The sequence below is a fragment of the Xanthomonas sp. NCPPB 3200 genome, assembly GCF_056393585.1.
In genome coordinates, this window is sequence record NZ_CM150785.1 from 3329973 (window position 1) to 3352780 (window position 22808).

At 66.3% G+C, this 22808-nt stretch carries 19 protein-coding genes; 4 read left to right on the forward strand and 15 right to left on the reverse strand.

The genetic code is table 11. The features are described from left to right. Window positions 1–65: 65 nt before the first annotated feature. From AC06DU_RS14560 to AC06DU_RS14570, 3 genes are all read left to right on the forward strand, one after another. A complete protein-coding gene (locus tag AC06DU_RS14560) occupies window positions 66–1463 on the forward strand; it encodes a trypsin-like serine peptidase (protein WP_478202701.1) in 1398 nt (465 codons plus the stop codon). A 227-nt stretch (window positions 1464–1690) separates the two neighbouring features. Continuing rightward, window positions 1691–2095, forward strand: coding sequence for a hypothetical protein (locus tag AC06DU_RS14565; protein ID WP_478202702.1), 405 nt, complete (start codon window positions 1691–1693; stop codon window positions 2093–2095). A 248-nt stretch (window positions 2096–2343) separates the two neighbouring features. Continuing rightward, window positions 2344–3351 (forward strand): MBL fold metallo-hydrolase, encoded by a 1008-nt coding sequence (locus tag AC06DU_RS14570; protein ID WP_478202703.1) that lies wholly within the window; start codon window positions 2344–2346, stop codon window positions 3349–3351. A 472-nt stretch (window positions 3352–3823) separates the two neighbouring features. Here AC06DU_RS14570 and AC06DU_RS14575 read toward each other — a convergent pair whose 3' ends face one another. The 6 genes from AC06DU_RS14575 to soxR all read right to left on the reverse strand — a co-directional run bounded on the left by AC06DU_RS14575 (window position 3824) and on the right by soxR (window position 14360). Continuing rightward, window positions 3824–5341, reverse strand: coding sequence for a tryptophan halogenase family protein (locus tag AC06DU_RS14575; protein WP_478202704.1), 1518 nt, complete (start codon window positions 5339–5341; stop codon window positions 3824–3826). 175 nt (window positions 5342–5516) lie between these two features. Further along, window positions 5517–6554: a cupin-like domain-containing protein gene (locus AC06DU_RS14580; protein WP_478202705.1), complete on the reverse strand. Its 1038-nt coding sequence runs from the start codon at window positions 6552–6554 to the stop codon at window positions 5517–5519. 4 nt (window positions 6555–6558) lie between these two features. Further along, window positions 6559–7320, reverse strand: a complete 762-nt coding sequence (locus tag AC06DU_RS14585) for a SapC family protein (RefSeq protein ID WP_184632258.1) — start codon at window positions 7318–7320, stop codon at window positions 6559–6561. Between the two features lie 445 nt (window positions 7321–7765). Further along, on the reverse strand, window positions 7766–10924 hold the full coding sequence (locus AC06DU_RS14590; RefSeq protein ID WP_024938719.1) for a TonB-dependent receptor: 3159 nt from the start codon (window positions 10922–10924) through the stop codon (window positions 7766–7768). A gap of 794 nt (window positions 10925–11718) precedes the next feature. After that, window positions 11719–13710, reverse strand: coding sequence for a M1 family aminopeptidase (locus tag AC06DU_RS14595; protein ID WP_478202706.1), 1992 nt, complete (start codon window positions 13708–13710; stop codon window positions 11719–11721). A 203-nt stretch (window positions 13711–13913) separates the two neighbouring features. Further along, window positions 13914–14360: a redox-sensitive transcriptional activator SoxR gene (gene soxR, locus AC06DU_RS14600; RefSeq protein ID WP_024938717.1), complete on the reverse strand. Its 447-nt coding sequence runs from the start codon at window positions 14358–14360 to the stop codon at window positions 13914–13916. A gap of 100 nt (window positions 14361–14460) precedes the next feature. On the opposite strand from soxR, the gene AC06DU_RS14605 reads away from it, so the two are divergent. Then, complete coding sequence (locus tag AC06DU_RS14605) at window positions 14461–15831, forward strand: MFS transporter (protein ID WP_478202707.1); 1371 nt, start codon at window positions 14461–14463, stop codon at window positions 15829–15831. Between the two features lie 567 nt (window positions 15832–16398). Here the strand turns inward: AC06DU_RS14605 and AC06DU_RS14610 are convergent. The 9 genes from AC06DU_RS14610 to pdxH all read right to left on the reverse strand — a co-directional run bounded on the left by AC06DU_RS14610 (window position 16399) and on the right by pdxH (window position 22762). Beyond that, window positions 16399–17565 carry a glutathionylspermidine synthase family protein gene (locus AC06DU_RS14610; protein WP_039526127.1) on the reverse strand — a complete coding sequence of 389 codons (1167 nt, stop codon included), beginning with the start codon at window positions 17563–17565 and terminating at the stop codon, window positions 16399–16401. A gap of 1 nt (window position 17566) precedes the next feature. Next, the gene (locus tag AC06DU_RS14615; RefSeq protein WP_016904951.1) at window positions 17567–18142 is read right to left on the reverse strand and encodes a DUF1190 domain-containing protein; all 576 of its coding nucleotides are present in this window, start codon (window positions 18140–18142) and stop codon (window positions 17567–17569) included. Window positions 18143–18154: 12 nt separating this feature from the next. Then, a complete protein-coding gene (locus AC06DU_RS14620) occupies window positions 18155–18559 on the reverse strand; it encodes a DUF350 domain-containing protein (protein ID WP_005995053.1) in 405 nt (134 codons plus the stop codon). Window positions 18560–18596: 37 nt separating this feature from the next. Continuing rightward, entirely contained in the window at window positions 18597–19274 is a 678-nt protein-coding gene (locus tag AC06DU_RS14625) for a YjfK family protein (protein WP_005995051.1), read from the reverse strand. After that, window positions 19271–20353, reverse strand: a complete 1083-nt coding sequence (locus AC06DU_RS14630) for a potassium channel family protein (protein WP_065032600.1) — start codon at window positions 20351–20353, stop codon at window positions 19271–19273. Before AC06DU_RS14630 ends, AC06DU_RS14625 begins: the two co-directional genes overlap by 4 nt. A gap of 25 nt (window positions 20354–20378) precedes the next feature. Continuing rightward, window positions 20379–21149 carry a PspA/IM30 family protein gene (locus AC06DU_RS14635; RefSeq protein ID WP_024938711.1) on the reverse strand — a complete coding sequence of 257 codons (771 nt, stop codon included), beginning with the start codon at window positions 21147–21149 and terminating at the stop codon, window positions 20379–20381. 12 nt (window positions 21150–21161) lie between these two features. Beyond that, window positions 21162–21578, reverse strand: a complete 417-nt coding sequence (locus tag AC06DU_RS14640; RefSeq protein WP_005995044.1) for a YjfI family protein — start codon at window positions 21576–21578, stop codon at window positions 21162–21164. 132 nt (window positions 21579–21710) lie between these two features. After that, on the reverse strand, window positions 21711–22166 hold the full coding sequence (aac(6'), locus tag AC06DU_RS14645; RefSeq protein ID WP_184518334.1) for an aminoglycoside 6'-N-acetyltransferase: 456 nt from the start codon (window positions 22164–22166) through the stop codon (window positions 21711–21713). Beyond that, window positions 22163–22762: a pyridoxamine 5'-phosphate oxidase gene (gene pdxH, locus AC06DU_RS14650; protein WP_005995039.1), complete on the reverse strand. Its 600-nt coding sequence runs from the start codon at window positions 22760–22762 to the stop codon at window positions 22163–22165. Before pdxH ends, aac(6') begins: the two co-directional genes overlap by 4 nt. Between the last annotated feature and the right edge of the window lie 46 nt (window positions 22763–22808).

The window sequence follows — 22808 nt, forward strand, 5'->3', positions numbered from 1 at the left end:
ACGATGGCGCCCGCAGGCTGTGGCCCCCGCCGCAGCCTGTCGTTCCCTGACGAGAAGGACTACCCATGAATCGCAAGAATGCCTTGTACCTGGCGCTGTTTTCCGCCGTTTCCGGCGCTGCACTGGCAACGCCGCCGACCGAAATGGATGCGGCGCCGGTAAGTACCGCACCGCAGGCGGCCAAGCTCGGCGCGGCGACGTTGCAGTCGGCAAGTCTGCGTGGCGGCATCCTGCCCACGCGTGTGGTGCAACTCACTGCGCCCACCAGCACCGAGATCGGTCGCGTGCGTGAGCGTCGCATCGCACAGGTCAAACATGGGCAGCCCTTGCAGATCGGGTTTTCGCGCACGGTGGCCAAGCCGCTGGTGAATCTGGCCACGCTCGATTGGCAGATGGCCAAAGACGGCTCACGTGTGGCGACCCTGAAGGTCGGCTCTGCGCAGGCGGCCTCGCTGCGTGCGTCGCTGATCCTGCGTGGGGCCGGTGCCACGCCGGGCGATCCGTCCAAGGTGACGCTGCGCTTTGCCGGCGACGATGGCCGGGTATTCGAGCAATCCGGTGCCAGCTTCGCCGCCAGCGGCGACGCCATCGGCTGGTCGCCGACGGTCAGCGGCGAGAATCTGTTGGTGGAACTGTCGCTGCCGGCCGGCCAGTATCCGGAGAACTTCAGCCTGAGCATCCCGCAGCTGTCGCACCTGGACATCAGCCCCACCGCCAGCGCGCGCGACATGATGACCATTGCCATCGGCGAGAGCGATTCCTGCCAGAACGATATCGTCTGCCGCGCCAATCCCACCGCTGGCTTCACCAATGCCGCAAAGGCGGTGGCGCGCATGGTGTTCACCACCAGCCAGGGCTCGTTCCTGTGCACCGGCACGCTGCTCAACAACACCAACTCGCCCAAGCGCAACCTGTTCTGGACTGCAGCGCATTGCATCAGTACGCAGACGGTCGCCAACACACTGCAGACCTACTGGTTCTACGACGCGGCCAGCTGCAACGGCAATACCGCCAGCTCGCAGGCCACCACCTTGACCGGCGGTGCATTCCTGCGCCACGCCAACACCACGCGCGATACCGCGTTGCTGGAGCTGAAGACCGCACCGCCAAGCGGCGCATTCTATGCGGCATGGAACAGCGCGGCGATCGGCGCGACCGGCACCTCGATCGTCGGCATCCACCACCCGTCCGGCGACGTCAAGAAGTATTCGCTGGGCACCGTCAACGGGCTGAGCACCAGCATCGACGGCAAGAGCCCGCTGTACCGTGTGGTCTGGAACGATGGCGTCACCGAGGGCGGCTCGTCCGGCTCGGGCCTGTTCACCGTCGCCAGCGGTGGCGCCTACCAGCTGCGCGGCGGCCTGTATGGCGGCTACTCGTTCTGCACCGCGCAGACCGATCCGGATTACTACTCGCGCTTCTCGGACGTGTATTCCAGCATTTCCACCTACTTCGGCCCGTAAGCGGGTGATGCGCGTGGCAGGCGGTTAGCGCCTGCCACGTGCGACTGCGCCTGGCCTGTGCAGAGTGTGGTCGATTGTTTGATGTGCTGTGTGGATCGATCTGTGCGGGTTGATGTTTTCTGCACTGACCCTTGGACCTTATCGGTCACGCGCGTCAGTCGTCATGCACTTCATCTGCAGTGCCCGGATGATGCAGACTTGGCAGCTCGTCCTTCACCTGGATCGGCATGCCCGTTCAACGCACTCCTTGTGTCATCGCCGTAGCTGCCCTCTTGGCCTTGTCGCTACAGGTCACCGCCCATGCAGCCGGCAAACCCGCCAATCGCGACGACGTCAAGGCCTACGCGCTGCAGCTGTGCCTGGACAACAACTATGAGCGTAGCGGCAAATACACCGCCGACCAGCTGCACGATCGCTCGTATCTGCTGACGACCTACGCGCTCGACAATGCCAAGACCGGTGCCACCGACCGCCTGCATCGCTTCGTGGCCGAGCAGACGGCGGACTTCCATCGCGCCGAAGTGCCGATGAAGGACGAAGCCCGCCGCGGTCCGTTCAACAGGATCTTCGCGCAATGCATGGCGTTTTATCGTTCGCCTGCGTTGAACGCGTTCATTGCACAGGAACTCTGAAGGCAATCGATGCAAACCCACCGTTGGAAGGCAACGGATGGATCGGCGTGGCCGATTCGGTGCGGGCCATCGGATCGAGCAGTACACGCACCGCGTGCGTCGCAGTTGCTGCTCTCCTGCATCGGGCGTGGGCATGCCAGTGCCGAGGTTTGCGTGAGCCATTCGCAAACCCGGCAGCCCCACGCTAGTCTGAGGCACTTCCACGCCCCGCCTGGCACATCCTCTTCCCCGCTTTGACAGGAGCCGTCATGTCCGCCGCTTCGCCACGCCCTTCCCGTCGCCAGGTGCTGCGCATCGCGCTGGCAGCGGCCACGCTGAGCGTGACGAGCCAGCTCGGTGCCGCACTGCGGCGCGCACCGAAGGAAGACCCTGCGCCGTCAGACCCGGCGTCACCGGCACCCTTCCCGGCCAAGGGCAGCGTGCTGGTGCTGCTCGGCACCAAGGGCGGCCCCACGCCATCACCGCTGCGCGCCGCGGCCGCCAATGCGCTGGTCATCGACGGGCAGCCCTACCTGATCGACTGCGGCAATGGCGTTGCACAGCAATTGGCCAAGGCCGGCGTCCGCCTGCCTGCGCTGCGCGACATCTTCCTGACCCATCACCACTCCGACCACAACGCCGACCTGCTCAACGTGGTCTGGCTGGCGTGGGCCAGCGGTCTGCAGACACCGGTGCATCTCTATGGCCCGCCCGGTATCGCCAGGATGGTGGATGCCTTTGTCGAGATGAATGCCATCGACATCGATGCGCGCATCCGCGAAGAAGGCCGCCCGCCGTTCAAGCAGCTGATCCATGTGCACGAGTTCGATCAGCCCGGCACGGTGCTGCAGAACGACCAGGTCACCGTCACCGCGACGCTGGTGGATCACTACACGCTCAAGCCGGCGTTCGCCTATCGTTTTGCCGCGCGCGACCGCACGGTGGTGTTCTCCGGCGACACGCGTTACCTGCCTGCACTGGCCGAATTCGCGAGGGACACCGACATCCTGGTGCACGAGGTGATGTATCTGCCCGCGCTGGAAAAGATGCTCAAGACCAACGACAACGCACCGACCTTGCTCGACCATCTGCTCAAGAGCCATTCCACCAGCGAGGAAGTCGGCAGGATCGCTTCAGCGGCCAACGCAAGGATGCTGGTGCTCAATCACTTTGTGCCTGGCGGCGACCCCACGATCACCGATGCGATGTGGAGCGAGGGCGCGCGCAAGCACTATGCCGGGCCGATTGTGGTCGGCACGGATCTGATGCGCTTGTAGCGAAGCAGTTGGGCACTGTAGCGATGGATCCGGCTGCGCACTGTCATCAGCGCATTCGACCCGTATCCGGCGGTGATATCGCCAATCGCTATCAAGCGGCACGCAATCACCAGACATCGTGCAGAGCGGGCACGACACAGCAGGCGACACTGGATCTGTGGTCTCGTGTGCCCAAGAGCGGCTAACACGTAGCAAGCAGTCGCCAGGTGGACGTGGACGGCGCGCTCGGAACCGGGGTGGAAGGGCGCGACGAGCGTTTCCGGTGACGCTCAATCGAATCGCGCGCAAGCGCGCTCCTACATTGGTCTGGCACGCGCCGACGGCCCGTACCGCCCTGCCTTGCCGACTGTGCGGAGCATGCCGCCCGTGCCGTGACGCGTTGCCGAGCCGGGCCAGGACCTGCTGGCGCCGTGCCGGTTGTGGGCAGCGGCTGCGCCTGCCTGCCGGCGGCGCCCCAGCGTTGCCAGCCGCTCTACGTCAGCACCGGACTGCGCAGGCCCCACACGCCCGCACCTGCCTTGCAATACGCGTCGATAAACGCCTGCTGCGACGGCATCTGCTCCACCGCGTGCCGGATCGGCTGGGCGATGCCGTCCAGCAGGCGACGCAGGTCGCGATCGGACAGTGCGCGCGCCAGCGGATGATGCTGCTCGGGCGCGATGCCCTGCCCCATCAGCACATGGGTCCAGGAGTCGACGCGGAACAGTTCATCGGCCGCTTGCCAGGCATGTGCGCGTTCGCGCCAGGCGCGCAGGCGTAGCGCCAGCGATTCGGGCAACTCCATCGCGCGGCATTGCCGCCATAGCGGTTCCTCGCGCTGGGTGGCGTGGTAATGCAGGATGATGAAGTCGCGCACATGTTCCATTTCGGCGCGGCTGATGTCGTTGAACAGCTCCACCTGCGAGGGCGCAATGCCATCGGCCGGGAACAAGCTGATCAGGCGCACCACGGCGGCGATGGTGAGATGGATGCTGGTGGATTCCAGCGGCTCGATAAACCCGCTGGCCAGGCCCAGCGACACCACGTTCTTGTTCCAGGCCTTGAGGCGGCGGCCGGTGCGGAACGGCACCAGCCAGGGGTCTTTCAGCGCAGGCGCGGCCACATCGCGCAGCAACTTGGCATGCGCCTCGTCGTCGGACAGGTGCTTGCTGGAAAAGACCAGACCATTTCCGACCCGGTGCTGCAGCGGGATATGCCAGCGCCATCCGGCTTCGTGCGCGATGGCGCGGGTATACGGCACCGGCGGGCCAAGCGCTTCGGTCTGCACCGCAACGGCGCGATCGCACGGCAACCAATGGCTCCAGTCTTCGTAACCGGTGTGCAACGCCTGCTCGATCAGCAGGCCGCGAAAACCGCTGCAATCGATGAACAGGTCGCCCTCGAGCACCTGCCCGTCTTCCAGCAGCAGGCTGGCGACATCGCCACTCTCTGGCTGCAAGGTCACCTGCTGGATCCTGCCCTCGATACGCCTGACGCCACAGGCTTCGCTGCGCGTGCGCAGGAACCTGGCATACAGTGCGGCATCCAGGTGATAGGCATAGTTGACCGCAGGCTCGCGCAGCAAGGCGAAACGATCGACGCGCGAAGCCACGGTTTCCAGGCAGTAATCGCCAAAGCTGCCTGGCATGCCGCGGCGCTGGCTCTCCAGCCACAGATGGTGGAAGGCGCACACCAGCGTGCTTTGCCCGGTGATGCCGAACGGATGAATATAGCGCTCGCCCTGGTGGCGCCAATGCTCGAAGGAGATCGACAACTTGAAGGTGCCGGCTACCGCGCGCAGGAACTCCTGCTCGTCGATCTGCAGGAAGCGATGGAAGCTGCGGATCGGCGGCACCGTGGATTCGCCCACACCCACGGTACCGATCTGCTCGGACTCGACCAGCGTGATCTCCAGCAGCTCGCGGAATTGATGCGACAGTGCGCAGGCGGCGATCCAGCCGGCGGTGCCGCCGCCGGCGATGACGACCTTGCGAATCGGGGCCTGGCTCACTGCGCGCTCCTGGGTGATGGATCCGGGGTGAGGTCTTGATTGATCGTCTGGACAACGCAGGTGGACCACAGGGAGCGGAACGCGTGAGTGGCACCTGCCAATGCCGCACATCGGCCCTGCCCGCCCGGCAGCTGCGCAGTTGTCCGGCCAGTGGCCTTGGAGCCGATCGCGCGCATCAGCGGTTGAGCCTGCCGAGCAATAGCGCGCGCAGCTGTCGCGCCAGCGTGGGGTCGATCGGGCCCAGCGCATGCCGTGCCTGCTCGGGCAGGTGCTCGCCCGCGCGCTCGGCAGGGCCGAACACGTAGTAGTCGAACAGGGCGCGCCAGGCCTCCTTCTCCGCTGCCGGGCGGTCGCGGATGGCCCACAGCGCGTGATACAGCGCGGGCATGGGCGACGGCAGATGCGCGGGCACACTGCTCCACCAGTAGTTGACCAGCACGTTGAAGGGCTGCAGCGATTGCACGTGATGCCACCACATGCCGGGAATGAACACCGCATCGCCCGGCTCCAGCACGGCGGTGCGTGCCTGCGCCAACGCTTCAGCGAAGCGTGGATACCGCAGCAGATCCGGATTGGCGATATCCACCATGCTCACGACCTGCCCACCCGGTGTGGGATCCAGCGGGCCGGGATACAGGTTGGCCACCTGCTCGGGCGGAAACAGCGTGAAGCGACGTTGCCCCACCGCGCAGCAGGCCAGGTTGTTGGGCGCATCGTAATGGCAGGAAGCAGTGACGCGATTGCCGATCCAGATACTCGGCTGCACCGCGATGCCGCTGGCGGCGAAATCCAGATCATTGCCTGCGCGCAAGCCCGGGAGATTGTCGTCAATAGGCAACGACGCCAGGTAATAGGTAGGCGGCTGCGGATCGTCGCGATGCGTCACGATGGCTTCCAGCAAGCTGCTCAAGCTACCGCGCTGCACCTCGAAATTCAGCGCACTGCAATCGTCGGTATAGAACGGCCGGCCGGCGATCTCCGGGCCGCCGCGGGAATACTGCAGGGGGCGTCCACTATCGTGCGCGCGCAGCAGCGCCATCGCCTCCTCGGGGCTGCGCAGCCCGGCCTGCAGCAGCGACCAGTCGCGTGCGACGCCACGCAGCACCATCGGCTCGGCGGCATCGCACAGCGCGGCAAGCGGCAGCGCGTCGGGGTGGCAATCGCTGCGCTCGGCGACGGCCGCGAGGGAGGAGAAGGCTGCGCCGGTCGTCATGCGCTCAGGCGAACGCAGCAGTAGCAGACGCACTGTGCGCCTGCTGCAGGCGGCGCTGCTTCTCGGCCATCAGCCGACGCACGTTGTGCAGCGAGGCCAGCATCAGGAACGCAGCCTCCAGATAGCCGGCCCGATGCAGTTGCTGCAACGAGGACGCATCGAGTGCGGCAAGCCGCTCGCGGTCGATGGCGAACAGGCCTTCCAGCTTGGTTGCGTGCGTGGCATCCAGCGTGACATCCAGCTGCACCGGCTGGATCAGCCCCAACGCATCCAGCGCGGCCGCCATCGCCTGGCCGGCATCCACACCGTCGCGGATGCCGCGCAATACACCGATGATGTGCTCCAGGTACGGGCTATGGCCGCCCTGCGGAAGAAATACCGCCTCGCCTTCGTGACGGCTGATGCGCGGGTGCTCGAGATCGACGTGGATCACCGGCTCCTGCACCAAGGCGCCCTCGATGCGCTGCTCCTGGAAGCCGATCAGAAACGGGCCCTTGGCGACGATGCCGGGCAGATAGCTGGCAGTCCAACGGCCGTCCTGCAGGAACAGATTCTCGTCCTGTGCAAAGCCCAGCAGCGCCACCGACTGGTAGCCGCCGGTGGCCGGATCCTTGCGAAAGAACAGCGGGTACTCGCGCTGCAGCTCGGCGTATTCGGTGACAAACGCCGGCACCAGGCCCAGCGCATCGCCGAACTCGGCACCGAAGCGCAGCACGACGCGCAGATCGTGATGCGCCACATTATTGAGCACTGCGTATCGCGTCATCTGAAACTCCAACGGTGCTCCGCCACGGAGTACCGCATTGCGTGGAATGCGTCGATCGCGCGGCCAGGTACCGCACTTGCTGGTGGCGAGCATTGCCAAAAAGCGGCAGACCGGCAAGCGGCACAGCAGCATCGGGACCAGGCCTGCAGCAACCTATATCGCCGGTGTGACCCGGCGGCGGCCGTGTGTGGGTGCAAGCAAGCGCCGCGTGTGCCGGCGACACCAAGGGATGCGCGGCGGCATCCAGCTCGCGCCTGCGGTTGCGGCCGCCGGACCGGTGCCACGCAGGCTGACGACTCGATGCGGCCACGTGGCGCAGCCAGCGAACGCTCGCCGGCCGCCTTCGAAAAAGCGCGCGACTGGCCCGCACCAGCCCGCACGTCGGCATCGGCCACACCAGGCACCGGCTGCGCTCACCGGGAGGGAAGTGAGCGCAGCCGGTGGGTCAGAACGCGTAACGCACACCCAGCGTGTAGCGCGGCTGCTGGTCGATCAGGCGGATGATCTGCTTGTCCGAGCGCCCATGCCAACGTACGTCTTCGCCGGTGAGGTTGATCGCCTCAAAGCCCACGGAAAGTTGCTTGCTGAAGCTGTAGCTGACGCTGAGGTCCCACTGCTGATACGCCTCGACGTAGTACGGATTGCGGTTGGCATTGTCCTGGTTGGCGGCGATCAGATACTCGTCACGCCAGTTCCAGGCCAGGCGCGCGCTCCAGCCGTATTTTTCGTACATCAGCATCACGTTGGCAGTGTCGCTGAGGCCAAGCAGCGCGAACTGGTCGCGATCGATCACCGTGTTGTCGAAGCCCACATCGCCTTCGACGATGGTGTAGTTGGCGTAGATGCCGAAGCCGGTGCTGTCGAAGAAGTACTGCCCGCCCAATTCCCAGCCGTGGATGTTGGCCTTGTTCTGGTTGACCGGGCGCGACACGTCGAACTGATACAGCGGATCGGAGGCATTGCCGACGATATCGTAGGCATTCTCCAGTGCCAGACTCTGCGCGGAGCTGCCGTTGTAGGCGGCCAGCCCGCCGGTGGCCGCGGCATTGCGCAGCAGCGCCATCGCCGCAAACAGCGAGGTGTCGTTGGCCGAGCACGCCGCCGCGACGTCGTTGCCGGAGGCGCCCACCTGCGCGGCACAGGCGCCGCTCTGCAGGAACGCCAGCGCGGCCTGCGCGTCAGGACCGGAGGTGGGATCGCTCAGCCCGTAAAGGGATTCGCGCGAGACCGTGTTGCCGATGAAGTTGCTGACGCGCTTGTTCCAGAACGTGGCCGACACGTAGCTGGCATCGGCGAAGTACCACTCCAGCGCCAGATCGAGGTTGTCCGATTCCAGCGGGTCCAGTTGCGGGTTCTGCGAGCTGCCGCCGGCACGGTTGGACGGATTGATCAGAATCGAGCCATTGGGCGTATTCGGCGTCGGGCCGGCAATCAGGTTGTTGTAGGGCGCGCGTGCGATGGTCTGGCCGAACGAGGCGCGCCCCTTCAGCTGATCGGAGATGTCGATGCTGAAGTCCAGATTGGGCAGGATGTAGTTGTAGCTGGTCTTCTCGCTGAAGGGCTGCTGCTCGGTGGAGCGCAATAGCTGGAAGTCGTTGTTGGCCTGCCACAACAACGCTGTGGGCGTGGCCACCTGCGAGGTGGATTCCACATCGGTGCGCTCGTAGCGCAAGCCCAGCCGCGTATTGGTGGTCATGCCGGAGATGTCGCCCTTCAGTTCCAGCTGCACGTAGGCAGCGCGGGTCTTCTCTTCGACCTGGTTGTCGGCGCTGTATTGCGGGTTGTAGCGGGTGGTGGCGCCGTACTGGCTGCCACCCCACAGCGCCAGCTGATCGGCATCGCCGCGCCATGCATTGGGCGCGGCGCCATTGGCGTTGAAGTCCTTGAACATGCCGGTGATGCTCACCGGCCGCAGCAGCGCCTGCATGCCGGGCTCGTTGCCGGCGTTGGCCACGCCCCAGTCACCCAGCGTGGAATTGGTGTCGCTGGTGAGCCGGTTCATGGTGGTATTGGCGGTACTCACGCCGAACTGGAAGCGCCCGTCCTCGAAATCGAAGGTGCCGTCCATGCGGCCTTCCTTGATCTCGGTGACCTGCGATTGATAGAAGATGCGCAGGACCTGCGAGCCAAGCTCGGCGGGGGTGAAGTCCGGGTTGAGCACGCCGTTGGTGCCGGCCAGGGAATCGGCCGCGGTGGGATACCAGGTGCGTGCGCCAATCGGCAGGCCATTGTTGAAGCGCAGCTCCTGCCCCCATTGACCGCCGCAGGACGGGCCGTTGCTGCAGTTGTTGGTGCCGGCGAAGCTGAAGTACGTGGCGCTGCCGCCGGTGACCGGGTCGTTGGGCAGGCTCTTGGTCTTGGAGTTGTGCGCATCGAAGGACAACTGGAAGCGGTCGCTCACCTGCCAGTCGGCATTGAAGCCGAGCGAGCCGAGCGTGTACTTCTGCTCGTTGCGCTGCTGCTCCATGCCGAAGTCCTTGGCGCCGTTGGGCACGTCGCGCAGATACACCGGGGTGGCCACCGCCTGGCCGGTGTCGAAGGTCAGATCGGTGAAGCTGTTGGCGCGCTGCAGCCAGATGCCCTGCTCGCCGCGCTCTTCGCGGATTTCGTTGGACGAATAGGTGTAGTCCAGGGTCAGGGTCAGGCTGTCGCTGGGCGCGAACTGCATCACCGCCTGGCCATTGGTGCGCTCGCGCTGGAAGTCGGCAAAGGCATAGCGCAGATCGTTGGGCATGCCGTAGAGCTGACCGATCGCCGGTGCATTGGTCACCACCGCATCCGGGCGCAGGGCCGGGTCGGTACCGGTCCAGCGCTGGATGTTCCAGGTGTTTTCGGTGGCCTGCACCGAGCCGCCATGGCGCTTCTGGTAACTGCCGCTCAGGCCGATGCCGAAGGTCTTGTCGGGATTGGTATAGCTGAAGATGCCGGAGACTTCAGGAGTGAGCGAATCGCCGAACGGCTGCGAACGATCCGACACCATCTTGGCGCCGGCATTGGCCACCACGCCTTCGTGATTGAACGGCTTGTCGGTCTGGATGTTGATGGTGGCGCCGATGCCGCCGCTGGGCGCGGTGGCACGGCTGGTCTTGAACACCTCGATGCCGGTGATGGCTTCGGAGGCGAGCTGGGCGAAGTTGAACGCGCGCGTGCCCACATCCACACCACCGATCGGGGTCTGGCCCGGCGCGCCGAACGCATCGGCACCGGGAATCAGGCGGCCGTTGAGGGTGACGGTATTGAACTGCGGGCCGAAGCCGCGCGCGGTGACCTGCGCGCCTTCGCCATCGCGGCGCTCGATCGAGATACCGGTGATGCGTTGCAGCGACTCGGCCAGATTGGTATCGGGAAATTTGCCGATGTCTTCGGCGCTGATCGCATCCACCACGCCGGCAGCATCGCGCTTGATGCCCATCGACTGATCCAGGCTGCTGCGGATGCCGGTGACATTGACCGCATCCAGGGTGGTGGCGGTTTGGGCGCCGGACTGCGGTGGCGGCACCTGCTGCGCGGCAACGTCCTGCGCAAAGGCGGGGTTGATCACCAGGATGCCACCGACGAAGGTAAACATGGCCTTCGACTTGAACTTGCTCAACGTACGACGCATCGATCTATCCTCGGGTCTGGAGTCCAACACCCACGGCCGTGGTCGCGGAATGCGACGCGGCGCTTGCCTGGCCACGCGCCTGGACGGCACGTGACATACATCCCTGCACAGCACTTGCTCTGATCCGCCGCCTCGACTGCCGGCGCATCCCCCCTGATGCAAGCCATGTGCGTGCCACGTCCTCACGGACGCGCCGTGCACCTGGCGCTGTACCGCACCTGCGACTGCCTTCCCAACCAGTACGCCCTGCACCACGTGTCTCGCCCTGCGCCTCTGCATGCAACCGCGTACCAGCGGGCAATGCAGGACTGATAGCGCTAACACGGGGCGCAGCCTAGTCACGCGTGGCGGGGCTTGTCACCGTGCGTTGCAGCAAACACACCAAGCCACATGCAGGCACAAAACACCGCGTGCGCTTGAGTCCGCAGTGCGAGAGCAGGCGCAGCGTGGCTGTAAGCGTTACCAGCCAGTGGTGGCGATAACTACGCCGCAACGGCGCAGTTGCATGTCGTCGCCTGGCCGCAGCAACACCATACGAAGCAGTTGCGCAAAGCAGCGCGAGAATCGCAGCGCGGCCGCCTTCAACGGCGATGTGCTGAGGCGCACACGCGTGGCAGTGGACGCCGATGCGAGCACGTCATTGCGCGCTTGCGCGCGACATCGGACTGCAGGGCGCAACGAAAAAACGGCGCAATCGCTGCAATCGATTGCGCCGCTGGTGACGGTGAACCGCGTGGGCGGAACGCCCGCAGCATCTGCGCCATTGCAGCGCAGATGCCAGCGATCGGCAGCCGCTAGCCGATCGTATTGACCTGGTTGTCGCCACGCTGGGCATCGGGCAACACATGGTCCGGATCCAGCGTTACGTGCAGCACTTTCTGCGTGGTCGGCAGCGTCAGCTTGGGCGCGGTGTTCTGCAGCCAGGTTTCTACCGGCACGCGGCGGTCCAGATGGCTGCCGTCGGCCAGGTCCACCCGCACGGTGACCGGCATCACCAGTTTCTGGCGGCTGCGCAGCGTGAGTTGCAGGCCCTTGGCGGGATCGTGATCGACGTAATGGGCCTCGCTGATGCCCATATCCAGCTGCCAGTTGTTGAGATACCAGCCGCGCCACCACCAGGCCAGATTCTCGCCGCTCTCGCTTTCCATCAGCCGGAAGAAATCCGACGGCGTCGGGTGCTTGTAGGCCCAGGTCGCGATGTACTTGCGGAAGGCCGGATCGAAGCGTTCCGGCCCCAGGATCTGCTCGCGCAACAACACCAGCCCCAACGCGCCCTTGAAATAGGTCAGCGAATGCCGGTAGGTCTCGCTGGTGGAATCGGCGTTGTCCATCAATGTCGGCGCACCGGCATCGGCCAGCAGCGGCAGGATTTCGTCGACCGGGTTGCCGCCCTTGGGCGCATATTCCGAATCGCGCTTGGGCGCGTACTCGCCCTTGTTGAAGGCATCGGATGCATAGACGTCGATGAAGGTGTTGAAACCTTCGTCCATGAACGCGTGGCGGCGCTCGTTGGAGCCGACGATCATCGGGAACCAGGTGTGTCCGATCTCGTGCGCGGTGATCCAGAACAACTCCTTGCCGCTGTCTTCGAAACCGTCGAAGACGATGCCCGGATACTCCATGCCCGCACCGTACCCGCCCAGGTTGATCGCAGCCGGCCACGGATACGGGTACCACTGCGAGAAATGTTCGATCGCGCCCTTGACGTATTCGGTGGAGCGGTTCCACTTGTCCGCGCCCACGCCCTCCAGCGGATACACCGACATCGCCAGCGACTGCTTGCCGCCCGGCAGCTTGATGCGCGCGGCATCCCACACGAACGCAGGCGAGGCGGCAAACGCAACATCGCGGGTGTTGTCCATATGGAAGCGCCAGGTGCGCGTGGTGTTTCCCGCAGGTTTGGCAGCGCGCGCGCTCACTTCCTCGGGCGTGCGGATCAGCACCGTGCGATCGCTGCTACGTGCCTGTTGCAGGCGTTGCTGCTCGCTGCGGCTGAGCACCTCGGCCGGATTGGTCAGCGCGCCGGAACCGGCAACCAGGAAGCCCTCCGGCACAGTCACCGCATAGTCGAAGTCACCGTACTCCAGATAGAACTCCGAGCCCAGATACGGCTGCGTGTCCCAGCCGCGCAGATCGTCGTAGACGGCCATGCGCGGATACCACTGTGCAATCTCGTAGATCTCGCCCTGCTTGCTGGCACTGACCGCAGTGCGCCCGCCCCAGGTGCCCGGAATCGTGTAGCGGTAGCGGACATGCACGGTCAGCGCCTTGCCCTGCCCGGCCAACGGCTGCGGCAGGTCCACCCGCATGCGGGTGTCGTCGACGACGAAGTGCGCAGGCTGGCGACGCGCGCCATCGTCGATCTCGACACTGGCGATCTGCATGCCGTCGGTGAACTGGGTGCGGCGCGACGGCCGGCTGGAGGCAGCGCGCGCATCGGCGCGGTAGATGTTCTGGTCCAGCTGCAGCCACAGCACGTCCAGCGTGTCCGGGCTGCGGTTGGTGTAGTGGATCGCCGCCTCGCCGGTGAGCGTGTGGGTCGCCGGGTCGATGCTGGCGTTGAGGGTGTAATCAGCACGGTTCTGCCAGAACATCGGGCCGGGGACGCCGCTGCCGCTGCGGTAGGCATTGGGTGCATCGGGCAGTTGCAGCGGTGCGAACAAGGCCAGCGGATCGAAGACGCTTGCCGGCGCGGCGGCGCTGGTGGCGGGCGCGGCGTGCGCGGACGAGGTGATGCATGCCAGCGACAGCGCAACGGCGAGCGAACGGCGCAAGGTGGGGAACATGCGTGAAGTCCTGCGGCGGAGGGGATCCCCATCCTACGGTCGCCTTCGCCAGGCACGGCACTGCCATTGGTCCCGGTTGCGGCATCGAACTTCTCTCGGCGGTGACAGGCTGCCCGGGGCGCAGCAGCCGCGGCCCGCGCGCGATCTGCAGATGCCGATCGCACCAGCCCTGCCCTGGCGGCGGCTAGCCCGCGCTTGCCACCTCAATCGGCAGCAAGCCGCGACAAGCGCAACGCGCCATCCCCACCCTCGGCCAGCGCATCGCCCGGGTTGCTCAACCGGCAGCGGCGCAGCGACAGACAGCCGCAACCGATGCAGTCGGTGAGCTGGTCGCGCAGGGCCTGCAGCTCGGCGATGCGCGCATCCAGTTGCCCGCGCCAACGTGCCGACATGCGTGCCCATTCCGCACGCGTGGGCGTGCGCTGGTCCGGCAGCACCGAGAACGCATCCAGCACCTGCTGCAACGGCACGCCGAGCCGTTGCGCCACGCGAATCACGGCGATGCGCCTCAGCACGTCGCGCGCATAGCGGCGTTGATTTCCGGCAGTGCGCAGGCTGCGGATCAGGCCCTTGCGCTCGTAGAAATGCAAAGCCGACACCGCCACGCCACTGCGCTTGGCCACCTCGCCCACGGACAACTCACGCTGCATTGCCTTGACCTCAACCTTGGTTGAGGCAGGATGCTGCGCGGCCATGACCGGTGCAAGCCCCGTGGTCATGGCTCTACACACTTCAGTTTCTGGATGCTCGATGCCCGCCGATACCGCCCTGCCCGGCACGCCACTCAATGCGGCCCAACCCACTTCCATCCTGGCCGCGCCGTATCGCGCCGCAACGCTGGGCATGGTGGCACTGGTATCGCTCAATGCCTTCGAATCGCTGGCGGTGGCCGCCGCCATGCCGACCGTCGCGCGCGAATTGAATGGCTTGCCGCTGTATGCGCTGGCGTTCGGCGGCACCCTGGCGACCAGCGTGGTCGGCATGACCGCCGCCGGGCGCTGGAGCGACCGGCGTGGCCCCGGCGGCGCGCTGGCCTACGGCCTGCTGTGCTTCGTGATCGGCCTGCTGGTGGCAGGGCTGGCGCCGAGCATGCCGGTGCTGATTGCCGGCCGCCTGCTGCAAGGCCTGGGGGCCGGCGCGTATTCGGTGGCGCTGTATGTGATCGTCGGCCGCCTGTATCCGGAAGCCTTGCGGCCCCGCGTGTTTGCTGCGTTTTCGGCCGGCTGGGTGGTGCCGTCGTTGGTCGGGCCGGGCATCAGCGGATTGATCGTGCAGCACGTGGGCTGGCGCTGGGTGTTCCTGTCGGTGCCGCTGCTGGCGATACCGGCCGGGCTGATGCTGTGGCCGGCGATCCGCGGGCGCACCTGGTCCAGCGACGCAGCCGGCGCATCGGATTCCGCGTTGCGCTGGGCGGTGGGTGCGGCCTTGGGCGTATTGGGCGTGTATCTGGGCGGGCAGCTGCACGGCACGAGCGCGTTGCTGGCGATGCTGCCGGCACTGGCGCTCACCGTGTGCTGCGCCTGGCAGCTGTTGCCGGCCGGCACGCTGCGGCTTGCGCGCGGGCTGCCCAGCGTGATCGCGCTGCGCGGGATCGCGGCGGCGGCCTTCTTCGGCTTCGAGGCGTTCCTGCCGTTGCTGCTGTCGCGCGAACGCGGCCTGTCGCCGCTGCTGGCCGGCGTGGCGCTGAGCGTCGGCGCGCTGGGCTGGTTCAGTGGCTCCTGGTACCAGGGCCATAGCCGCGCCGGCTGGTCGCGCCCACGCCTGCTCAAGACCGGTGCGTGCTTCATGTCGCTGGGCATCGTGATCAGCGCGGGGGCGGTGTGGCCGGTCATCCCGGTGCCGGTGGCGATTGCCGGCTGGGCGCTGACCGGCCTGGGCATGGGCCTGCTGTATCCGAGCCTGTCGGTGTTGACGTTGTCGCTGTCGCCGCCGGCGCAGCAAGGCGCCAACAGTTCGGCGCTGCAGTTGAGCGAGGCGATTGCGGTGGCCGGCATGCTGGCGCTGGCCGGCGCCTTGTTCGCCGCGCTGCTGGCCTCGGCGACTGCGGCCGCCTACCTGAGCGTGTTCGCCCTGGCATGGCTGCTGGCGGTGGCGGGCCTGTTGGTGGCGCGGCGGGTGTAATGGGTGTGCGGTGTGCGCGGTGTATCGAAGCAAGAGAACACTGATCGCGAGGCTGACGTGTCGCGCTCAGTCGATGTGTATCGCCCGCATCGCATGCAGCGCGCGTACGGTCTGCACGACTTGCTGGATCCGCCTGCTCGGCACGTCGCGTTGGCATGACGCAAACCCGGCACATCTCATCGCCCACAGCGCAACCGACTTTGCCGATCCTGTCGAGATCGCTGCGATCGGGACCGGAAAAACGTATCCGCGAGCGGCTGGTCATTTTTTCGCCACCCATCTTGACAGCGTTGCAGGCCGGGGCCTGCACCCACTTGTCCACAGCCTTGTGCAAGTTCCATCCACAGGGGGTGTGGAAAACCTGCGCTGCGCGGCAGGCAGCGCAGGGCTTGCGCGTCACTGCAGCATGTGTCACGCGATACGGGGCAACAGCTGCCTCATACAGCGCGAGCCGTTACGTACAACCCGGCCATGCGGAAGCAGCGCTTTACTCAAGACCACATGCAAGGGCGATCTCGCCACACGGCAGCGCCGCGTCGCAGCGGCGCTGCCTCACCCACTGCTGCATCAGTTCACGATCACGTGCGGCACGAAGCGCGAGGTGTCGCGGGTGATCGGACCATCGTCGTCGCGCATGCCCAGCCCGGCCGGACGATCGGCCACCACCCAGCTGCCGACCAGCGCATGCCGGCCATCGAACACCGGTAATGGATGATGCGCCTGCAGGATCGCCGGCCCGTCCACATACGGGCCATCGGTCTGCGCAGCATCGCCCTGTGCGCTGACCAGGGAAATATTGGCGCCCTCGCGCGACAGCAGCGGCTTGCGTACCCAGCCTGCCGTGGGCGCTTCGCCGGTTTGCGCAAAGCGAGCCGGCAGCAGGTTGGGATGGCCCTGATGCCGCTCCCACAACAGCGGCAGGATGCCTTTGTTGCTCAGCACCGATTTCCACGCCGGCTCGATCAGGCGCACGCGGTTGGCGCACAACGCCGGGCCGAAGCGTTCTTCCATCATGAATTCCAGCGGATACAGCTTGAACAGCGTGTGGATCACCCGGTCCTGCTCATCGGTGAACCAGCCGTCGGCACTGAGGCCGATGTCTTCGATGGCCACTTCCTCGGTGCTGATGCCCACCTGATGCGCGCAGTCGCGCAGGTAGCGCACCGTGGCGCGGTCTTCCAGCGAATCGCGCACCGCGGAGAAATGCATCTGCGCACCGATCGCGCCATCCACCGCCAGCGCGCCCAGGGTTTCGCACAGCAGGTCCTGGATCAGGTTGTACTGATCGGTGCCCTTGGGCAGCGCACCGGCGGCGATCTGCTGTTCCAGCCACAGCCACTGGAAATACGCCGATTCGTACAGCGAGGTCGGCGTGTCGTAGTTGAGCTCATACAGCTTGGCCGGGCCGTTGCCGGCATAGGCCAGGTCCATGCGGCCGTACAGATGCGGGTCGCGGTTCTTCCACGAGGTGGCGATCCAGTCCCAGTAGAACGGCGGGATCGCCAGCTGCGTCATCAGCTGCTCCGAGCCCACCACCTCGTCCACCAACTGCATCGCCATGTCGTGCAGTTCCTGCGTGGGCGCCTCGATGTCGTCTTCGATCTGCTGCAGCGTAAACGCGTAATACGCGCTTTCGTCCCAGTACCGCTCGCCGTCGATGGTGTGGAAATGGAAGCCGAGCGACTCGGCCTGCTCGCGCCAGTCCGGGCGCTCGGCAATTGCGATCCGTTGCATGTCAGCCGCCGTATCCGGAGCTGCGCCCGCCGCTACCGAACGAACTGCGCGCCGCCGCACTGGAGCCGAAACCCGAGCGCGACACGGTGATCGCCCGCGACGGCATGTCGATGGCGCCGCTGCGCCCGCGGACGGTGCCGACGCGGTTGCTGGCCAGATCGCCGTTGGGCTTGTAGTACCCGCCGCTGCGGTAATCGCGGTACAGCGGAATCGAGCCGCCATAGCGGTAGCCGCCGCCACCGGTCATGTTGCCCAACGCGTAGCCCAGCAGGAACCCGCCCATCGGCGGGATCCAGCTCTGCTGGCCCTGCGCCGTCTGCACTGCCGTGCAACTGCCGAACTGCTCGTCGCACTCGTAGCGCGTACTGAAGCGCGGCGCGGCCTGTTGGTGCTTGGTCACCGCCTCGTCGTAGGCCTTGAGGCATTGCTGGATGTCGGTCTGTTCCTGCTTGATCTGGTAGCAGTCGGAGGCCGACTGCAGTACCACGCCGGTTTCCGGTTCGGAGCCGCAGCCGGTGACGAGGGCGGCCGGCAATGCGGCCATCAGGGTGAGCTTGAGATTGCGTGATCGCTTCATGCCTGCGCTCCGTTACGGCGTGATCGCCGCGGCATTGATCAGCCCGACCGCGATCGACACGCCGGCCGAAAAGATGCCGGCGGCGGTGACGTTATCGGTGATCTGCCGCGAGATGCGCCCGGCCACCAGGTTGGCCAGCAGATACGCCACGACCTGGATGCCGCAGGCGACCGCGCCCCAGATCAGCGCATCGACCAGGCTCACCGAATGGGTGATGGCCGAATGCAGCGGCAATGCCACACCGATCAGGTTGCCGGCCAAGGCGGTGGCCGCAGCCACGTTGCCCTGCCGCAGCAGGGTGAAATCCTTGTGCGGGGTGACCAGGGTCACCAGCACCACCGCCACGATCAACACGCCCAGGCCGGTGCCGAAGTAGGAAAGAAACGCGAGAAAACTCTGTAGGTTGATCGGGTTCATGACAGGACCAGGGTAAGTGGAAGACGAGCGCGCACGCTCAGGTGATATCCAGATCGGCGACGGTGACATCGATGCCGACCGCATAGGTGACGCAGAACTCGTTGGGGCCGGAATCCTCGCCGGTGACCAGCAGGAATTCCTCGCGCTGCAGCTCCGGCACATCGCGGCTGTAGAGCATGGCGTAGTGGGTCAGATCGCCATCGCGGCGCGGCGGCTGATAGCGGTACAGCACCTCGTCGTAGGCGATCGGCGGGATGCGCGCGGCATCGTCGGTGGACTGCGTGGCGCGTTGCCAGCGCTTGCCGGCGTACTCGATCTGCGCCGCACCCAGATGCGGATGCTGCATCACAAACTCCTGAAACGCCTGCTTGCTTGGCGGATTGACCGTCTCGCAATACACGAAGGCCTTCATCGCCTCCAGATCGCCGCCAACCGTGGTGACCTGCAGGAACGCGTCGTCGTCCAGATAGAAACGATGCAGGGCATAGCCATCGCCCAGATTGACGTGGCCGTAGCACGGAATGCCTTGATGCCCGCCCGGCAACTCGGCGGTCATGGCCTCCGGTGCCATGCGGTACAACGTGGTATCGATCTCCAGCTGCCCACCCACGCGCAAGCCCAGCGGCAGCGCGTGACCGATGGCGCCAGTGCCGGAGCCGGGCAACGGCGGCGGCTGTGGTTGACCGAACAACTTGCTGAAAAAACTCATCGTCATGCACCTTGTGGCGATGGGGAACGGGACACCGGCTCGGCGCGCAGGGCCTGCCAGGCGATGGCAGGCACGGGAACGCGCTGTTGGGCCAGGTAATACAGCATGGCACCGGCCGGCACCGCGGTGTGTGCGGGCGGGTTCAAGCGCAGCGCGCCATCGGGCGCGCGCAGGCCCAGCAACAGGGCGCCGCGCTGGCCGAAATCGGCGGCCAGCAGGCGGTAATCCAGCGGGTCGACATCGGCAGGAACCGCCAGGCTGAACTGGGTCGGGCCATCGTCCACCGACAGCAGTTCGGCCGTGATCGCCGCGCTGCCCGGATCCTGCGCCGCGCGGGCCAGGATCTCGGCGGTCATCGGCCGCGTGCATTCGATCGCCGGATAGTGGCAATTGACCAGCCGCGCGGCGCTGCCCGAATCGAAGTGCGCCACGACGTGCGCACGCGGCGCATGCGCCATCAGCGCGAACACCGCCGCCAGGGTCTGGTCGTCCGAGGGCGGGTTGACGATCACCCGCGCCGCACCGGCGATGCCGGCACGCAGGTAGACCTCGGTATGCGTGTAGGACTCGGCGGCGATGAAGCGCATATGGTCGGGCATCGGGTTCTCGGCCACGCCCTCGGCGATCAGCACCACGCCTTCGTCGTCGGTAGCGGTATCGGACAGCAGCAGTTCCAGCAAGCGTGTGGACGCGGCGCCCTGCCAGCCGATCAGGATGGTGTGCCCGCGCAGATCGGCGTAAGCCATCTTGCCCATGTGGTGGCGCCTCCAGAAGGTGATGAGCACGCCGCTGGTCTTGGCCAGCACCGTGGCGAACAGCGCCACCGCGCCCGGCATCAGCACGAACGCGGCGATGTAGCGCCCGGCCACCGAACCCGGCGACAGGTCGCCGTAGCCGATGGTGGTGGCGGTGGTCATGTAGTAGTACGGAAACGCGTCCAGGCCAACGAGCTTTTGCTCACCGGCCAGCAGCAGCAACACCCAGCTCAGCCCCATGTGCGCCAGCAACGCCAGCGCCACCATGCCCCAGCTGACGCGGCGCACGTGGCGCCGCACTATCCGCAACAGCTTTCCGACGATGATCATGGCGCGTCCTGTGCCGTGCGGCGGATCAGCTGTCGCTGCGCGGAACCTGCTGCACGTCGCGCACCTGGCCGATCAGCGGCGCGCTGCCGCCGGCGGTGTCGTGGCCGAGCTGGGCCGGCTTCTTGAAGCGTGCCAGCACTGCGGCGGCGTTGGACTCGCCTTCCATCAAGCCGGCCGCAGCCAGACGCCGATTCAGATCGCCGTCGCCACTGGCTGCCTCCAGCTCTTCGGCCGATTCGATGCGTGCGGAGGTCTCGGCCTGACGCGCCTTGATCCGCTCCAGCGATTCCAGTGCCGAGCCCATCTTGCTGCTGGCACCGGAATGGCGCGCGGCAATCGCCGCCTGCGCCTTCTGCACCGCGTCGGTGGCCTTGACGGTGTCGATCTGCTGGCGCATGCCGCGCAGCTGGTTCTCGGTCTTCTGGATGGTGGCCTTGAGCGTCACCACCGACTGGTCCAGCGAGCTCTTGGAGGCCTTGTCGCCGGCGTCCTCGCTTTCCAGCGCCGCCAGCTTGACCGCCACGTCGTGCGCCAGTGCCTCGTCGTTCTTGGCCAGCGCACCTTCGATATAACGCGTGTATTCGGCCATCTTGCCGGCGCGCGCGTCGATCTTCTGCTGGGCGAGCTTGCTCTGCGCCATCAGCTTGGTCAGCTCCTCGCGCGAGCGCGTGAGCTGGGCGCCGGCATCGCGCATTTCCTGGTCCAGGATGCGCAGCGCGTTGGCGTCGACCGCCTTTTGGCCGGTTTCGTGTGCAGTGCCACGCAGCAGCGTGATCAGCTTTGAAAAGATACTCATGACAACACGCCTTTAGGAAAAGAACGGCTTGAGAGATTCGGCGGCATCCAGCGTATTGGCCGCCAGGGTCTGGATTTCCTCGTCGATCTGGTCGAGCGTGGACGACGCCGACAGTTCGCCGAAGACCACATAGCTATCCTTGCCGTCGACCTGCACCAGGCCCAGGTTGGACAAGGGATTGAGCGGATTGAGCCGCAGGCAGGCGTCGTTGAACGCCGCGCGGTCGCTGACCTGGTCGGCATTGGCCAGCAGGGTGGAAACGAACACCTGCGAGCCGGAGGCGGCGACCTGGATCTGCATGTCGCCGTGGTCGGCCAGGGTGAGGTTGATGGCCGGCTCCAGCCCGTCGATCAGCTCGACCTCGATCGGCTGGTCGCGGTAGCGCTCGGCCAGCAGGCCGTGCAATTCGACAGTGGTGTACTGCGTCATACGATGTCCTGTCCTTTGGTCATGCAGCGGTGGTGATGCAGTTGCCGCTGCGGTGATGCAGCAGCGGCCGTGCAATAGGCGGACATACTACAGACTGTCCGCGACCGGCAGAAAGGGCCAGAAGTCAGCCGGTCAGGCCAGCTGCAGGCGGTAGTAGACCACCCGTTCAGTTGGTTCGAAGCCGCATGCCGCATGCGCCGCCTGGGCGCCGCTGTCGTCCAGCCGCGCATCGGAGGCCAGCTCCGCGCAGCCCTGCTCCCGCGTCCACTCCACTGCCGCGGCCACCAGCGCGCGACCGAGCCCGCGGCCGCGCCAGGCCGGACTCACATACCAGCCTTCCAGAAAGCCCACCGGCGTGCTCTCGGTGCCATTGACGTAGTCGTGGCGCACCGACACCTCGGCAAACCCCAGCGCCGCATCCGCGTCGTCCACCGCCAGCAGGTGGCTGGCGTCTGCCTGCGCCAGCGCGGCCTGCAGCTCGGCGAGGCCATCGTCGGCATCGGGCCACAAGGCCAGGCGCAGGGCCAGCAAGGCCTGCGCATCGGCGCCCACCGCCGCGCGCACCCGCCAGCCGGCCTGTGTGCTCACGGATACAGCATCCGCTTGCTCCAGTGGCTGGCCGCATCGGCCTCGTAACGCCAGCGCTCGTGCAGGCGGAACTTGGCGCCGTACCAGAACTCGAATGCCTGCGGCACCACCCGGAACCCGCCCCAGCCCTCCGGGCGCGGCACCGCGCGGCCTTCGAAGGTGGCTTCGACCTTGGCGATGGCCGCGTCGAACTCCTCACGCGAGCCCAGCGTCTGCGACTGCAGCGAGGCCCAGGCACCGATCTGGCTCATGCGCGGGCGCGAGGCGAAGTAGGCATCCGATTCCTCCGCGCCGACCAGTTGCACGCCGCCCTCGATGCGCACCTGGATGCCGGCCTCGCGCAGGCTGCGCCACAGAAACAGCAGGGCGGCCTGCGGATGGGTCTGCAGGTCGCGGCCCTTCGCGCTGTCCAGATGGGTGTAGAACACGAACCCGCGCGCATCGAAGGCCTTGAGCAGCACGGTGCGCGCGCTCGGCCGGCCGTCCACGTTGGCGGTGGCCACGGTCATTGCGCTGGCTTCGAGTTCGGCGCCGGCCTGCGCCTCGGCGTACAGCGCGGTAAAGGTGGCAAGGGCTTCTGCGTACAGATCGGTCATGACGGTGCGAGGGCAGCAAGATTGACGCCTATTGTGGGCGCATCGG

What these genes read in the sequence shown, in the direction of transcription:
- AC06DU_RS14560 (WP_478202701.1), top strand. Translation starts at nt 66, where the DNA reads ATGAATCGCAAGAATGCCTTGTACCTGGCGCTGTTTTCCGCCGTTTCC.
- AC06DU_RS14565 (WP_478202702.1), top strand. Translation starts at nt 1,691, where the DNA reads ATGCCCGTTCAACGCACTCCTTGTGTCATCGCCGTAGCTGCCCTCTTG.
- AC06DU_RS14570 (WP_478202703.1), top strand. Translation starts at nt 2,344, where the DNA reads ATGTCCGCCGCTTCGCCACGCCCTTCCCGTCGCCAGGTGCTGCGCATC.
- AC06DU_RS14580 (WP_478202705.1), bottom strand. Translation starts at nt 6,554, where the DNA reads ATGACGACCGGCGCAGCCTTCTCCTCCCTCGCGGCCGTCGCCGAGCGC.
- AC06DU_RS14585 (WP_184632258.1), bottom strand. Translation starts at nt 7,320, where the DNA reads ATGACGCGATACGCAGTGCTCAATAATGTGGCGCATCACGATCTGCGC.
- AC06DU_RS14590 (WP_024938719.1), bottom strand. Translation starts at nt 10,924, where the DNA reads ATGCGTCGTACGTTGAGCAAGTTCAAGTCGAAGGCCATGTTTACCTTC.
- AC06DU_RS14595 (WP_478202706.1), bottom strand. Translation starts at nt 13,710, where the DNA reads ATGTTCCCCACCTTGCGCCGTTCGCTCGCCGTTGCGCTGTCGCTGGCA.
- soxR (WP_024938717.1), bottom strand. Translation starts at nt 14,360, where the DNA reads ATGCAGCGTGAGTTGTCCGTGGGCGAGGTGGCCAAGCGCAGTGGCGTG.
- AC06DU_RS14605 (WP_478202707.1), top strand. Translation starts at nt 14,461, where the DNA reads ATGCCCGCCGATACCGCCCTGCCCGGCACGCCACTCAATGCGGCCCAA.
- AC06DU_RS14610 (WP_039526127.1), bottom strand. Translation starts at nt 17,565, where the DNA reads ATGCAACGGATCGCAATTGCCGAGCGCCCGGACTGGCGCGAGCAGGCC.
- AC06DU_RS14615 (WP_016904951.1), bottom strand. Translation starts at nt 18,142, where the DNA reads ATGAAGCGATCACGCAATCTCAAGCTCACCCTGATGGCCGCATTGCCG.
- AC06DU_RS14620 (WP_005995053.1), bottom strand. Translation starts at nt 18,559, where the DNA reads ATGAACCCGATCAACCTACAGAGTTTTCTCGCGTTTCTTTCCTACTTC.
- AC06DU_RS14625 (WP_005995051.1), bottom strand. Translation starts at nt 19,274, where the DNA reads ATGACGATGAGTTTTTTCAGCAAGTTGTTCGGTCAACCACAGCCGCCG.
- AC06DU_RS14630 (WP_065032600.1), bottom strand. Translation starts at nt 20,353, where the DNA reads ATGATCATCGTCGGAAAGCTGTTGCGGATAGTGCGGCGCCACGTGCGC.
- AC06DU_RS14635 (WP_024938711.1), bottom strand. Translation starts at nt 21,149, where the DNA reads ATGAGTATCTTTTCAAAGCTGATCACGCTGCTGCGTGGCACTGCACAC.
- AC06DU_RS14640 (WP_005995044.1), bottom strand. Translation starts at nt 21,578, where the DNA reads ATGACGCAGTACACCACTGTCGAATTGCACGGCCTGCTGGCCGAGCGC.
- pdxH (WP_005995039.1), bottom strand. Translation starts at nt 22,762, where the DNA reads ATGACCGATCTGTACGCAGAAGCCCTTGCCACCTTTACCGCGCTGTAC.